At 50.5% G+C, this 14,895-nt stretch carries 11 protein-coding genes; 7 read left to right on the top strand and 4 right to left on the bottom strand.

What is annotated here, in order from left to right:
* Positions 1 to 286: 286 nt before the first annotated feature.
* Together ald and PGRAT_RS01495 are read right to left on the bottom strand one after the other, a co-directional pair.
* Complete coding sequence (gene ald, locus PGRAT_RS01500) at positions 287 to 1,420, bottom strand: alanine dehydrogenase (RefSeq protein ID WP_025706055.1); 1,134 nt, start codon at positions 1,418 to 1,420, stop codon at positions 287 to 289.
* Positions 1,421 to 1,742: 322 nt separating this feature from the next.
* The gene (locus PGRAT_RS01495; protein WP_025706056.1) at positions 1,743 to 2,972 is read right to left on the bottom strand and encodes a Zn-dependent hydrolase; all 1,230 of its coding nucleotides are present in this window, start codon (positions 2,970 to 2,972) and stop codon (positions 1,743 to 1,745) included.
* A gap of 212 nt (positions 2,973 to 3,184) precedes the next feature.
* Here PGRAT_RS01495 and PGRAT_RS01490 point away from each other — a divergent pair, with 212 nt between their 5' ends.
* The 6 genes from PGRAT_RS01490 to PGRAT_RS31395 all read left to right on the top strand — a co-directional run bounded on the left by PGRAT_RS01490 (position 3,185) and on the right by PGRAT_RS31395 (position 10,926).
* Positions 3,185 to 4,060, top strand: coding sequence for an aldose 1-epimerase family protein (locus tag PGRAT_RS01490; RefSeq protein WP_025706057.1), 876 nt, complete (start codon positions 3,185 to 3,187; stop codon positions 4,058 to 4,060).
* Positions 4,061 to 4,444: 384 nt separating this feature from the next.
* A complete protein-coding gene (locus PGRAT_RS01485; RefSeq protein ID WP_025706058.1) occupies positions 4,445 to 5,350 on the top strand; it encodes a glycosyltransferase family A protein in 906 nt (301 codons plus the stop codon).
* A 31-nt stretch (positions 5,351 to 5,381) separates the two neighbouring features.
* On the top strand, positions 5,382 to 6,437 hold the full coding sequence (locus PGRAT_RS01480; protein WP_025706059.1) for a glycosyltransferase family 2 protein: 1,056 nt from the start codon (positions 5,382 to 5,384) through the stop codon (positions 6,435 to 6,437).
* Entirely contained in the window at positions 6,434 to 7,567 is a 1,134-nt protein-coding gene (locus PGRAT_RS01475; RefSeq protein WP_025706060.1) for a polysaccharide pyruvyl transferase family protein, read from the top strand. Before PGRAT_RS01480 ends, PGRAT_RS01475 begins: the two co-directional genes overlap by 4 nt.
* Positions 7,557 to 9,095, top strand: coding sequence for a lipopolysaccharide biosynthesis protein (locus PGRAT_RS01470; protein WP_025706061.1), 1,539 nt, complete (start codon positions 7,557 to 7,559; stop codon positions 9,093 to 9,095). Before PGRAT_RS01475 ends, PGRAT_RS01470 begins: the two co-directional genes overlap by 11 nt.
* Positions 9,096 to 9,609: 514 nt before the next feature.
* Positions 9,610 to 10,926, top strand: a complete 1,317-nt coding sequence (locus PGRAT_RS31395; RefSeq protein WP_025706062.1) for a glycosyltransferase family 2 protein — start codon at positions 9,610 to 9,612, stop codon at positions 10,924 to 10,926.
* A 164-nt stretch (positions 10,927 to 11,090) separates the two neighbouring features.
* On the opposite strand, the gene PGRAT_RS01460 is transcribed toward PGRAT_RS31395, so the two are convergent.
* Positions 11,091 to 12,203 (bottom strand): threonine aldolase family protein, encoded by a 1,113-nt coding sequence (locus PGRAT_RS01460; protein WP_036705255.1) that lies wholly within the window; start codon positions 12,201 to 12,203, stop codon positions 11,091 to 11,093.
* Positions 12,204 to 12,393: 190 nt separating this feature from the next.
* Here PGRAT_RS01460 and udk point away from each other — a divergent pair, with 190 nt between their 5' ends.
* Positions 12,394 to 13,029 carry a uridine kinase gene (gene udk / locus PGRAT_RS01455; protein WP_025706063.1) on the top strand — a complete coding sequence of 212 codons (636 nt, stop codon included), beginning with the start codon at positions 12,394 to 12,396 and terminating at the stop codon, positions 13,027 to 13,029.
* Positions 13,030 to 13,120: 91 nt separating this feature from the next.
* Here the strand turns inward: udk and PGRAT_RS01450 are convergent, their stop codons facing one another.
* Positions 13,121 to 14,863, bottom strand: a complete 1,743-nt coding sequence (locus tag PGRAT_RS01450; protein WP_238326817.1) for a methyl-accepting chemotaxis protein — start codon at positions 14,861 to 14,863, stop codon at positions 13,121 to 13,123.
* Positions 14,864 to 14,895: the final 32 nt, after the last annotated feature.

Genomic DNA, 14,895 nt, shown 5'->3' with positions numbered 1-14,895 from the left:
TTCAGCTCATTCCGCTCCTGAGGCAGTAAAATTACCCAATTAAGTTTCCTTTCTCCACTTATTTCTCTCATTTGTTGATTCGGAGGGGGAAATAAGTTCCCTTTTTCCAACTAGCGGTTGTTCACCTGCTTCTTCGCCAGCGCGTTATGCACATTATATTCACAGGCGAAATACATCATAATTTCCTAAACCACAAAAAAACAGCCCGGATGATCGCTCGCCGGACTGCTCCAATTATTGTTCTCCTCTGTTCTCTCTACTTCTGCCTGTGACCGGTTCGTTTGCTCTAGATCAGGGTGAAATTCTGCTCTATGGCTTGCTCTACCGTGCAGTATTCTTCCCCAAGAGCCTCGGCCACGGCCCGGCAGGTGATTTTGCCATTGGCTACGTTGACGCCGCTCTTCAGGCCGGCATTGTCTTCAATCGCCTTGAACACGCCTTTATTGGCAATTTGCAGGGCATAAGGAACCGTAACATTGGTTAGCGCTATGGTCGAGGTTTTGGCTACAGCACCCGGCATGTTGGCTACCGAGTAATGCAGTACGCCGCATTTTTCGAAGACAGGATGGTCATGGGTGGTTACCCGGTCAATGGTTTCTACAATACCGCCTTGGTCAATCGCTACGTCAACAATGACAGAGCCCGGCTTCATCGTCTTGACCATTTCTTCGGTAACCAGCTTCGGTGCCTTCGCTCCCGGGATCAGCACTGCGCCTACCAGCAGATCCGCGTCGGCTACAGCCCTGGCAATGTTGTAAGGATTGGAGATCAGCGTGTTAATCTGTGCGCCAAAAATATCATCCAGCTGGCGGAGTCTGTCCGCACTGAGATCAACAATCGTCACATCGGCACCGAGTCCAATCGCCATCTTGGCTGCATTTGTACCGACTACGCCGCCGCCGATAATGCTGACCTTGCCTCTGCTGACACCGGGAACGCCGGAGAGCAGGATGCCCTGGCCGCCATAGTTTTTCTGCAGGAACTGGGCACCGAGCTGCACGGACATGCGTCCGGCCACTTCACTCATGGGAGTGAGCAGCGGAAGTGTCCGTCCGTCCACAACCGTTTCATATCCGATGGCGAAGACGCCTTTGTCTTTCAGCGCGGAAGCCAGCGTCGGCTCAGGTGCCAGGTGCAGGTAAGTGAAGAGGATCAGGCCCGGACGGAAGTAGCTGTATTCACTTTCGAGCGGCTCTTTGACCTTCATGACCATCTCTGCGGCAGCCCATACAGCGGAGGCTTCAGTCATCAGCTCAGCCCCGGCTGCAGCATACTCTTCATTCAGGAATCCGCTGCCTGTTCCGGCTCCGGCTTCCACCAGCACTTTATGTCCATCGGCTACCAGACTTACGACTCCTGCAGGCGTAATGGCGACACGGTTTTCGTTATTTTTAATTTCCTTGGGTACTCCAATAATCATAGCTCATCGCTCCTGTCTAGTGGGTTTCTCTTATGTAAAGAATGATAACACACGAATTCACTTTTCATTTTGGGTAAAAAGAAAAACTTTATCTGCCATGATTGTGTTTTAACACAATGAAAGGGGTAAAAACTCTATGTAACCCTATGTTAAACACCCAATTGACTGGGGCACCTGACAAAATCATCATCAAACCAAACAAACAGACACCGTCTCCGGGGTCTGTTTGTTTAGCAACTTATATCACACATTAGAAGTCATTCTCTATCTCCACAAGTGGAATTACACGAAAACTCAAAATTAATGTTATTTTTCTTCACACTTATTCTTTGGCTATTATACCAAGGACCGTTTCCAGTACAACATTGACTCCCTGCTCGCATTCCTCATAAGAGGTCAGTTCCTCTTCGCAGTGGCTTTTGCCGTTGACGCTGGGCACAAAGATCATGGCTGCCGGCAGAAAACCGGCCACGAACTGAGCGTCATGCCCCGCTCCGCTGGCCATTTTTTTGCTGCTGTAGCCCAGTTTCGAAGCCGCCTGTTCTACCAATGCGCAGATTGCAGGATCGAACCATACCGTATCCCGGCCCCACAGCTTGGTCTTAGACAGGGTACAGCCCAGCAGCTCTTCAGGCAGGCCATTCAGGATCTCTTCCACCGTGTGTACGATGTCCATATTCTTATGTCTGGCTTCGACGGTGAAAATCACTTTGTTCGGGATGACCGTATGAATATTGGGCAGCACGTTCATGCGGCCCATGGTGAAGACCAGCTCCGAATCCAGTATGCCCAGCTTGCGGCGCAGCTCCGTCATCAGATCGGTCGCGGCAAAAAGGGCATCCTTCCGCATAGCCATCGGCGTGGTTCCGGCGTGGTCAGATTCGCCTGTCACCTCAATCTCATAGCAGGCCATGCCCACGACACAGTCGACCAGGCCGATGGAGAGATTTTCTTTTTCCAGCACAGGTCCCTGCTCGATATGCAGCTCCAGATAGGCCGTTGCTTCCTTAATCCGGTTCGCAGCCTCCCCCGCATACCCGCTCGCTTCCAGCGCTTCCGCAAATGTCGTCCCTTCCGGGTCCTTCTTCTTCAGCATCTCCGCCCTGTCAAATTTGCCGGACAGCACGCCGGAAGCCATCATTGAAGGCTCGAACCTCGCGCCTTCCTCATTCGTGAAGTTCATCACCGTCACCGGCAGCCGGGGCTTGATGCCATGGTCAACCAGGGTCCGCACCACTTCCAGACCGGCAATGACTCCAAGCACACCATCGAAGCGGCCGCCCTTTTTGACCGTGTCCAAATGCGAGCCAATCACCACCGGCGGCCCCGCTTCTGTTCCTTCGAGCGTAGCGTACATGGTTCCCATGTCATCGATTTTTACCGACATTCCCAGCTCTTCGCAGCATGCACTGAAGTAACTCCGCACCTCCACATCCTGCTCGGACAACGACAGCCGGGTTACCCCATTGTTCTCCGTACGCCCAAAATCGGCAAAGGCCTCAATCGTATCCTTCAATCTCCCGCCGTTCACGAATATTTGCTTAAGCTGCATGGCCTATCCCTCCGTTTCGAACGCTGGCTTATACAGAATCACTGCTTTCTATATATGTTATACCTTTCCGTTTCATTGTCATTTTACATTCTGTAATAATTATTTTTTGAAATTGTACACGATGTGTTACAACGGTCCTGCAGAAGTTTGGTAGAATATGAGCAGTCAGCAGTGAACGGAGCTGGCCAACCAATGGAAAGGGGAGTAAGTATATGAACACTATTTTGCGCAGCGGCTCCGCCCAGGCTGAGATCAGCAGCCTTGGAGCAGAGCTTGTCAGCTTCACCAAAAACGATACCGGCACTGAATATATCTGGAGCGGCGATGCCGCCTATTGGACAGGCCGTTCTCCGGTGCTGTTCCCAATCATCGGCGCTGTCCGTAACGGAGAGATCAGGGTGCAGGGACAAGCGTATAAGCTTGCCAATCACGGCTTCGCCAGACGCAGCGAATTTACAATCGTTGAAGCGGACGAATCCCGCGCGGTCTTCCGGCTTACCAGCAGCGAGCATACCCTGTCCAGCTATCCGTTTCAATTCAACCTGTATATTACATACACGCTGAATGAAAGCACCCTTAAGCTGGAATACCGGGTGGAGAACATCGATGGACAGAACATCTTCTTTCAGCTTGGCACACACCCTGCCTTCAACTGCCCGCTGGATGAGAACGGAAGCTTCAGCGATTATGTACTTGAGTTCTCCGGGAACGAAACGCTGGATCGGGAGTTCCTGAATAGTGCCGGACTGCGGATCAGCGGTAAATCAGAGCCAGTGCTGAAGGATGAGCGCATCCTTCCATTGACCCATGAAATGTTCAAGGACGACGCGCTGGTCTTCCAGAATGTAGCCTCCCGGACCATTACGCTGAAGAGCAAGCTCACTGCAAAAAGCGTCGCCGTATCCTTCGAAGGCTTCCCGGATCTCGGCATCTGGCAGAAGCCGAATGCGCCTTTTTTATGCATCGAGCCTTGGCAGGGATTCGCAGACGGCGATGGATTCGAAGGCGAGCTCCCGGAAAAAGAAGGTATTGTCACCCTGGCACCAGAAGATCATTTCACCAGTTCATTGACCATAAAAATTGATTAACGGCCGCTCGCGCCACCACAGTTTTTCATCCTTTGAATAAGACAAAGAAGGCCGCAGCACCTGACAGGTGACTAGCGGCCTTCTTTGTCTTCATAATTTACTCTATCGGATTGTTGCGCATTGCATTTTATGTCGAATTTATAGAATTTTATGTTAATTATCAAAAAAACTATTACTAATTACTCACGGAAAACCTCCGTCTGGTCCCAGAACCATTTGATCATCAAAATCCGGGCCTTTGACCCTCAAAACCGCGGCAGCCAATAAGTAAACTAAAGTAGTATATACAACCTTTCTCTGCCAATAGTAAGCTTAAGTTAGCTTATAATCCCAGGTTATAATACCAAACATAGAATGGGAGAAATGGATAAGGGAGTGGAGTATATGCAAGGATTGTCAGTGGTTATCTGCACGAGGAATCGGGTACAGGACCTGACACGGTGCATTCATTCTATCACCAAACAGGACATAGGCCGGACCTCCCCGATCGAGGTTATCATTATAGATGACGGCGACATACCCAAAGAAATTCTAAGCGAATTCGAAGCGTTATTGACCGCATGCGGTTATTCTTTTATTTATCACAGCAAGACAGACCGGGGATTATGGTTGTCCCGGATCAAGGCTGTGGAACTGTCCACGATGGATAAGATTCTCTTCCTTGACGATGACGTCGAAATCCCCGGACACTATCTGTCCACATTGATACAAACCTACCTCGACTATCCAAACTGCGCAGGGGTTGGCGGTATTGCCATCGGGATGAGCAACAGCTTCCTGGGCACAATCCGCTGTCTGCTGTCCTTCCAGCAATCTCTATCGAGCGGCAAGCTCTCTCTAAGCGGCCAAGCAGGCTCCATGTACAATTGGCATAAGGCGAGGAAGATCTTCAAGACCGAATTCCAGCACGGCTGTAACATGTCGTTCAAGAAGGAGGCCATTAAGGATCTGGGACCCGTGCCCTGGCTCAAAAGCTACAGCGTCGGTGAAGACATTCTAATGTCACGCATCGCCCAAAAATCCGGCCCCCTCTATATCAATCCCGAACTGAAGCTTCTGCATCACGAGTCACCGGCCTCCAGAGACAATCTTGAAGACGTGGCCTATACCCGGGTGCTGAACCATGTATATCTGCTGAAGGATAAGAAATCAGGTCCTATCGGATATCTTGCTCTTGTCTGGACCACACTTTATCTCATCCTCCGGGAACAGCCCAAAAAGAATGTCGCAGCCATCAAAGGCTACAAAAAAGGACTGAAAGAAATCTTCTCCAGACAGACCGCCGGATAACCGATCACTACTTCAGGAAGGGAGTGGCCGCATGAGCCTAAGCATTGTAGTTCCCATGTATAATTTAGAACATTATGTCGAGCCCTTGCTGAATTCACTCCTGAATCAGAGCGAGAAGCAGTTCGAGCTGATTCTGGTGGATGACGGGTCCAGGGACCGCACAGCCCAGGTTGCCGAGGAGATGCTCGCGCGCCATCCCATTCTGCGGGGGAAGCTGATCCGAACGGCCAATGGCGGGGTCAGTGCCGCCAGAAATACAGGGCTGGCCGCAGCAAGCGGCGATTATGTGCTGTTCCTGGACGGTGACGATTACGCGGACCGCAGTCTGGTGCAGCGGATAGAGTCCTCTACTGCCGGGGGGAAAACAGACATTCTCTGCTGGGGCTATAACCTGGTCCGCGAGGATGGATCAACGATCGTGAGCTTTACTTCAGCATCTTCCGATACTACAGGAAGCGAAGCGCTGAAGAATATTTTTGTGCATAAAACCTTGCGGATCTGGACCGGCAGCATTGCCTTCAAGCGCACCTTCCTGCTGGAGAACGGCATCTCGTATACCGAGCGCTGCGTAAATGGAGAGGATCAGGAATTTATCTATAAGGCGTTGGCCAGGGCCTCCCGGGTCATCTCCATCCCTGATGTGTTGTCTTATTATCTCCAGCGGACCTCATCGATCACAGGAACGTACAATGTGAACAAATTCGATGTAGTCGCCGCCTTCAAGCGGGTGGCTGAGTATTTCAGCGCCCATCCTTTCCATGAGGTTCACACGATATCGGATCTCTTGCTGAACCGCGAAATGACCGAGAACTACTTTTACAATCTCAAGACCTGCCTGAACGGCACGAGCGGCATCGGCACCCGCAAGCTGCTTCGTGACATCGAACTCGCCTACCCCGGTGTGAATCAGGAAATGCTGGCGGTCATGCGGAATTATCAGGGGGACGACCGGCAGCTTGCCTTTCAGATCAAAGCCTTCTTAATTTCTCCAGCCCTGTACGGGAGGCTGATTCATCTGGACCGCAGCTGGCTGCAGTTCAAACAGAAGCTCAAAGCCGTGATCAGCAGAAAGGAAATTAAGATATGAAGAAGAAAATGATGATCTACGCATACACTGAATTTAACCTCGGCGATGATCTGTTTATTAAGGTGCTGTGCGAACGCTACCCCGATACCCAGTTCCTGCTTATTGCCCCGCGGCTGTATAAAGTAGTCTTTAAGGACCTAGGCAATCTAAAGGTCTATGCTTCCGACTCTGTACTGTTCCGGGGGATCAACTACTTCTTCCGCAAGCTGAAGCTGCATCCAAATTTCATGCAGAAGTTTCTGGCGGATCAGGGAGACGGCACTGTGCATATTGGCGGGTCGATTTTTATGCAGGGGGAGCAATGGGTTGAATACGTAGCGAATAAGGAAAGCCTGCGTAACAAAAGCAAACCGTATTACCTGATGGGCGCTAACTTTGGCCCCTTTACCGATAAGGCCTATTATGAGGAACACCGGCGGATCTTCCAGGAATATACCGACATCTCGTTCAGAGAGCAGTACTCCTATGATTTGTTCAAGGATCTGGGCAACGTCCGGATGGCCCCGGACATTATTTTTCAGCTCCAGTATGATCAGGCCGCAGGAAATGCTCCGGAGAAGCGGTATATCGCCATCTCGGTGATTAAGCCTTCCTCCAAAGCTCTGAGCGGTTTTGACAACCTCTATTATGAAAAAATGAAAGATGTTGCAATTCATTTCATTCAGCAGGGCTATGCCGTGCATTTTCTGTCGTTTTGCCAGCATGAAGGGGACCAGGAAGCGATCGGACAGATTCTTAGCCTTATTCCGGCGGAGCTGCAGCGTGAGACGCAGGTTCACTTTTATAAGACGGACATCGATGAGATTCTGGGTGCGCTGGCAGGCGCGAGCTTCATCGTTGCTTCCCGCTTCCACGCGATGATCCTCGGCTGGGTGTTTGGCAAACCTGTGTTTCCGGTGGCGTACAGCAGCAAAATGATCAACGTCATGCAGGATGCTCATTTTGACGGACGGTATACGGATTTTGCACATCTGGCTGAGGTTACTCCGGAGCAGGTGTATGAGAGCATGGCTCGGAACAGCCTGGATGTGACGCTGCAGGCGAACCAGGCGGAGAAGCATTTCGAACAGCTCGATGCCTACCTCTTACCGGCACCGCTTGTGGAAGGGAGAAGAAGTTATGAAAGCTAAACGCAGTATGTTGAACCTCGGCTTCGGACTTACGAGCCAGGTCATCACCATTATTCTCGGCTTCTTCATCCCCCGGCTGATCATGGTCAATTACGGCTCTGAGGCCAACGGTCTGATCGCATCCATTGTGCAGATCATCAGCTACTTCGCCCTGCTGGAAGCCGGTGTCGGCGCAGCTTCGCTGCAGGCCCTGTATAAGCCGGTTGCCAAGAATGACTACAATCATATCAATTCGATTCTCGCCGCCACCTCCAGTTACTACAAGAAAACCGGGATTTACTATTTCATCTCGGTCGTGCTGCTGGCGGTCATCTACCCGCTGGTGATCCATTCCGAAATCAGTAAGCTGAGCATTATGGCGATCATTCTATTCTCGGGTCTGGGCGGGGCGATCAATTATTATTACCAGGGGAAATTCAGGGTTCTGCTGATCGCCGAGGGCAAAAGCTATATTGAAACCTCCATCGTTACGGTTGCGAACATTCTGAACAACGTGGTGCGGATCATCCTGCTGCTGCAGGGTGTGGACATTATCGCTGTACAGGCGTCCTTCTTCGTGCTGACGGTCCTGCAGATCGCCGCCTTTCATATCTACGCGAAGCGGAATTACAAATGGATTGACCTCACCCGGAAACCGGACTTTGAAGCCATCGGGCAAAAAAACTCAGTTATGGTGCACGAGATCTCCTATCTGATTTTCCGCAACACCGATGTGCTGATCCTGACAATCTTCACCAACCTGAAGGTGGTCAGCATCTACGTCATGTACAATATGATTTTTACGATTGTCGACAACATTGTCCAGACCGTCAACGGGAGCATCAAGTCGGCGCTGGGGCAGAGCTATCACGAAGGCAAAGAGGCTTTTGTCAAATTCTACGATGCGTATGAGGTCTATTTCATGGGCCTGATCTTCTCCATTCTGACGGTCGTATACATTCTTATTCTGCCGTTCATGCGGCTGTATACGGCCGGGGTCAACGATGTGGACTATATTAACTTTTGGCTGCCGATACTGTTCGTAGCCATCAAGCTCTTGACCAATGCCCGCACATCGTCCAACAATCTGATCACGATCGCCGGGCATTTCCGCAACACCCAGTTCCGCTCGATTATGGAGTCGGCCATCAACCTGGGCGCTTCAATTATCTTCGTCCTGTTCTTCGGGATCTACGGCGTGCTGATGGGAACCATCGCAGCGCTGCTGTACCGCTCCATTGATATTGTCATCTACGCGAGCCGCGTGCTGCTGGAGCGCAGCCCTTGGGTAACCTTCCGCAGATGGCTGATTAATGTCGGCGTGTTCGCGGCTATTGTCTTTATCACCACTAAGCTCGACCTCAGCATCACTTCGTATACCGGCGTCATTCTATGGGGCGTAGTACTTGGCCTGGTGATTCTGCCCATTTACTACATCGTCGGCTCTCTGATGGAACGCGAGGTGTTCCTCTACGCCTGGGGCTATGCCAAACGTTTCCGAACGAAGCTGAAGCTCAAGCGGAGCAAGGTTACGGCTAGCCAGACGTAGGATAGCCGCGTAAGGGTACACGCCGGGGATTACTGGTGATGAGACACCTGTTATGCGTTCGGCTGGCTGCGAAGACACTATTCGCGGGCAGCATACGCCCAGGATTACTGGTCGTGACCAATTTTCAGTCTGCTCTCCACCGTGCTAATCCTCGTTAGTGGAAAAAGGAAACTTAATTCCCCTCTTTCGGCTCTTTTTGGGAATTTAGGTGGAAAAAGTAACCTTAATTCTTATCTTTTCACCGAAATTAGCCTGTATTCGCTGATTTAAGTATACTTTTTCCACTTCGTATCTACAGATTCATTGCTCCAGCGAAATTAAGTGTCGAAATCCCCACTAATTTAATGGCGGAGATAGAGCACTCCAAATAAACTAACTTGGTAATTGCCAATTTGGAAGGTTCAGCGCAAAAGGCGCCCAGCGCCACAAAACCTGGCTTACAGTTACGGGGTAAGCTTTGTACGACGGGAATTCAAGGAAGCTTAACCTTACAAAACTTAGAGGAGGTCTAATTATGGCTCACAGCGAGGAACTGCACCAGGCCGGATACCGCCTGCTGAACCAGCTCAACGAAGATATGCAGCATATGCCAACCGGGGCGCTGTCCAGCGAAGAGCTTATACGGAGATGCAGGGACAGCATTGGCAGCGAAGCCGACGCCGGGGTCCGGGAGAATCTCGAAAATCTGGCCGGGGTGATTGAGGCCTACCTGTCGGAGAGGGCTTCAGAGGATGTACTGGATTATTACTTGTCTCAGCAATTCAACATTCAAGCCGTAAATGTTCTTGAATTGATGAAAGGCCTTGCCGGGTTAAGAGCGGACCTTGGAGAGCAGGAGATTCTTTTTCCTTCATCGGCGGATCCTTCTACCCTCCCCAAGGTCAGTGTAATTATCACTACCTACAATAGAAAAGACTTCCTGCACCAGGCTGTCCAGAGCATCCTGCGGCAGGATTATCCCCATAAGGAGATCACGGTGATTGACGACTGCTCCAGCGATGGCACCGCAGAACTCATGAGCCGGAGTTTCGGTGATGATCCGCGGGTGATCTTTATGCAGAACGAGACTAACCAGGGCCCGGGCCATAATCGGCGCAAGGCTCTTGAAGCCCATGGCGACGGTGAGTATATTCTTTTCCTGGATGATGATGATTATCTGATTGACCGCAGCTACTTCAGCAAAGCTGTCTATTTTCACCAGCAGCACCCGGAGATCGCTTTTGTGGCCGCGAATGTGTTCCTGGAGTATTCCAAGACAGAACAGCTGAAACCCTCCAGCCTGAAGCTCAGCCGGATTGTCCCGAAGGAGGCTTACTTCAAGAATTTTGAACAAAAAGGTTATCCCAAGCCAGCCTCTACCCTGACAGCCATCTTCAAAAGAGACACGCTGATGAAAATGGATATTCTGAACATGAACATGGTCAACGATGCTTCCATCTACCTGCGCGCCCTGCTGATCGGGGATGCCGGGTTTATTGACACCATTGCCGGAGTGTACCGGATTCATGGAAACAATATTACGTTTAACCTCAGCCAGTCCTTCCTGATCGAGAATCTGGAGGAAAAACGGCTGATCCGCAACATGGCCATCGAGCACTACGGCTACAGTAAGACGGAAATGAATGAATGGTTCAACCACAACGTGTATGACACCATTTCGTACTACCTGATGAATTCCGCCAAAAGCCACACCGACTTCAAGTCCATGTACAGCTGGGCCAGCGACCACTGCCCCAAGGCTTACAGCCAATTGAAGCGCCAGTTCCGCACCAAGCTGATGAAAAAGCAGCTGCTGCGTGTGTCGTTTGTCCGGGCATTGCTGAACCGGTAGATTTCTCTCCTATAAGAAGGAGGATAAAGCAAACAGGTAAGACAAAGGCGCGGGTGTTCTTAAGCCGCAAACACAAAGCAGCGATTCTCCAATAACGAGAGAATCGCTGCTTTGTGTCCCCGTTAAGGGGTGAAACAACAAGCATTCCCCTTACTCTCCACTCCTCACACTTCCTTCAGCAATCGATCCAGCAGCCCAAACGCCGCTTCCAGCTTTGCCTTGGGAATGCTGCTGAACAAATCTCCAATACTCATTTCGCAAGAACAGGAGAACTCGCCGGTATCCTTCAGACGCGGGGTAAATCCCACACCCGTTTCTTCGCTGACTGTAATCAGAATCAGTTCTACCTGCTCCCTGGACAGGGCAAAATGCACATGGAACATATTTGACACCGGCACTTCCGGCAGAGTGGCAACCTTATGGCAGGCGTTGAACAGCTCCGCCAGCTCCTTAGCTTCCATATAATATTGCCCCATCTTGTCCACCCTCTGCCGGTAATAGTACCTGGATGGAATGATGTATGGATACAGGCTGATCAGGTCCCCGCCATGCCGCCGTTTCCAAATCTTTGATTCTCCGGTAAAATCGGCGCTTCCCGCAAGAATAGCTCCGGCGATCCCGCCAATACCTTTATAAAAAGAGATATATACGCTGTCGAACAGGCTGCAGACTTCAGCGGCGGTTCTGCCATAGTACGGCAGCACCTCAAACAAACGCGCGCCGTCCAGATGCAGCATAATGCCCTGCCCGCGGCAATAGGCGGAGATCGCTTCAAGCTCCGCATAGTCCGGCAGCTGTCCGCCAATCTCGCGCTGGGGCAGCTCCAGCAGGAGGCAGGCGATCCCGGCACCCATGTTCACCACATCTTCGAGTGTAATCAGACGATCTTTGTCCGCGAGCAGCAGCGGCTGCAAATGATGCAGCTCTTTTAGCCCGTCCTGTTCATGAATTTCCAAATGGCACAGCGGATGATACGCTACACGCTTGCTGTCCTTGCGGTCACTCCAGATTCTAAGCGCAATCTGCTGCGCCATCGTGCCGCTGGGAAAAAACACAGCCGCTTCCTTCCCCAGCACCTCCGCCATCTCTGCCTGAAATTCCTCGATCAGCTCCCCTGCACCGTACATATCACTGACACTATTGTCCCCGATCCCGGCAAAAGCCTCCTTCAGCACCCGGATCTCCCGTTTGCCGTGGCCTGCCAGCTGTACAGGTGCAGCATTAAAAGCTGCCGATAACGATTTGCGCTCATCCCTCAATGTTTTGCTGATATTCATACCCTGCGTCTCCTCTCCAGCCTGCCTGCATCTCACCCATTCGAAAAAATTATATCATTTTCTGCCGCAAATCCGCTTTTTTTCGAAAGTTCACGTTTTGTCCCCTGCTGTCCAGGTGAAATTAATGCATCGCTGTGCTACAATATTGGAATTGCAAAGGCAATCGCTTAGGGAGGTTATTTACAACACCATGCTCATTATTGGTATCGCCGGCGGGACCGGCTCCGGCAAAACGACGGTAGCGCGCTCCGTCATTGACCGTTTGGGAACAGATAAAGTGACGTTCATATCTCAGGATAACTATTATAAAGACCACTCGTACCTCAGCTTCGAGGAACGCGGATCGATCAATTATGATCACCCGCTTGCTTTTGACACCGAGCTGCTGATTGAGCATTTGGACTGCCTCAAGGCCGGACAGGCTGCCTATGCCCCGGTCTATGATTTTACCGTTCATGCCCGCTCTGCCAATAAGACTGTTGAACTGCTGCCGAACAACATCGTCATTGTGGAAGGGCTGCATGTCCTCTCCGACGAGAAGCTCCGCGAGCAGCTCAATATTAAGGTTTTTGTTGATACGGACCCGGATGTGCGCATTCTCCGCCGCGTCCTCCGGGATATCGAGGAGCGCGGACGGACCATCCGCTCCATCCATACCCAGTATTTGACTACCGTCAAACCGATGCATGAAGCATTTATAGAGCCATCCAAGAAATATGCTGATCTGATCATCCCCGAAGGCGGGCAGAATGAAGTGGGGATCCAGCTGCTGTCCGTGCTTACCGAGAAATATCTGTCGGGCGACCATCAGTGGACTGGAAAATAAAGGTCAGAGTCTAGCAGGGCTGCCGGGAGTTCCCGGCGGCTTTTTTTTGTGAACCAGCCATCTATGAAGGGTTGGCAGGAGAGATTTGGGGTTACAGTACCTCGGAAATCCGAAACCTGCTGATCATTTCGCTCACTTGTTGGCTTGATTGTTTCAATTGTTCAGCTGCATTATGCAGATGGGAATACGCCTGACTCTGATCGTTAGAAGCCGAACTTATCTCTTCTGTGGCAGACGCTGCGTCTCGCGCTACATCGGATATCTTGATAATGGATGAGACGACCTGTTCCCTGTTAACATTCATCTGCCCTATATCTCCATCCATCTCTTGAATCGAGCCTATGATTTCACTTAGCATATCCGTAATTGATTCAAATACTGTTCCCGACTCCTGAACAATAAGAGATTGTTCGGAGATAACCACCTCTGTCTGATTCATGACCTGCAACGTTTGAGAGACTTCTTCCTTGAGGCGTTCAATAGTTGTATTAATTCTCCCTGTTGATTCATAAGTCATGGTCGACAGCTTGCGAATCTCTGTAGCGACGACTGCAAAGCCTTTTCCGGAATCGCCGGCACGCGCCGCTTCTATGCTCGCATTTAATGCCAGAAGCTTCGTTTGCTCGGATACTTCATTAATCGTTTGTACGATTGTGGAAATCGTAAGCATCTGTTCTGCCAGGCCTTCAATATGTTGTACGACCAGTTGGTTTGCTTCTGTCGTTTGGAGATTGTGATCCTGCAATTTCTTTACTTTATCCATGCCGCCTTTTAGAACGATTTCCGCCTCCGAAGACAAGCTGGTCATTTTCTTGTTTCTTACATTTACCTTTTCAATCGTGTCCGACAGCGCCATCGTTTCACGGCTCGTTGTCTCTGCCAAGGACGCCTGCTCGGAAGCACCCACTGCAATTTCATTAATGCCCAGCGACATTTCCTCGCCGGTTGCCGTTGTTTGTTCCGCAATCGAGGTAAGTTCATGAGCGGAAGTATTCACATTGCCAACCGATTGGCTTACTGTCGAAATGAGTTCTTTCATATGAGATGCCATTATATTAAAATCAGCGGTTAATTCCCCAAGCTCATCCCGGGAGAAGGTACGCAGTTCGACGGCCAGATTGCCTTCCGCCATCTCCCGGACACGCCCGCGCAAATAACGGATCGGATGATGGATGGATCGGATGATCAGATAACCAAGCAGCGATGATGCAATCAAGCCTGCCAATGTTAAGAGGATACTGACCAATCGGAGGAAGCTGTATTGCTTTTGTGTGCTTTCCAACATAATTTGATTATCATCGTAGTACAGATCGCCTATGTGGTCCAATGTGTCTTCCATCTGGTCAAACTTTTCGTTGCCCTCCTGATAAGAAAGAAGATTCGCCCTTTCACGGACAGTTGAATCCTTTGACGATAATCCGTCAATCACTTTCTTGGAGACCGATTCATACGCTACAACCGCTGCTTCGTAGTCTTGAATCAACTTTTCCTCATTATCAAAAATAGTTCCGATCGACTTATACTTATTAAGTTTCTTCTTTGCCGACTCCTTTTGTTTTCCGTAATCCTCCAGTTGCAGCAAAAATTGTTCCGACCCTGGTTCATAACTATACAACGATCGTTCCGCCAACAGCATCTGATATAGGTCGACATCCGCTGTACGAATGATATCAATGACTTCCGCCCTGACACTGAGGCTCTCCTCAAGCGAGGATTGTACCCGCTTCAAATTGTAAATCCCAACGCCTCCGATCACAAGGCTGGTGATTACAGTAACGGCAATCGTTAGAATTACTTTGTTCCTGATGGTCATCATGAACTTCTTCCCTCTCATTATGCCTCACTCCCATCTAGTCTCTCTCGAGG

It is taken from the genome of Paenibacillus graminis (assembly GCF_000758705.1).
Lineage (GTDB): Bacteria > Bacillota > Bacilli > Paenibacillales > Paenibacillaceae > Paenibacillus_AQ > Paenibacillus_AQ graminis.
Note: the sequence above shows the minus strand (reverse complement) of the source record. Positions and strands in the feature narration are given on the sequence as shown.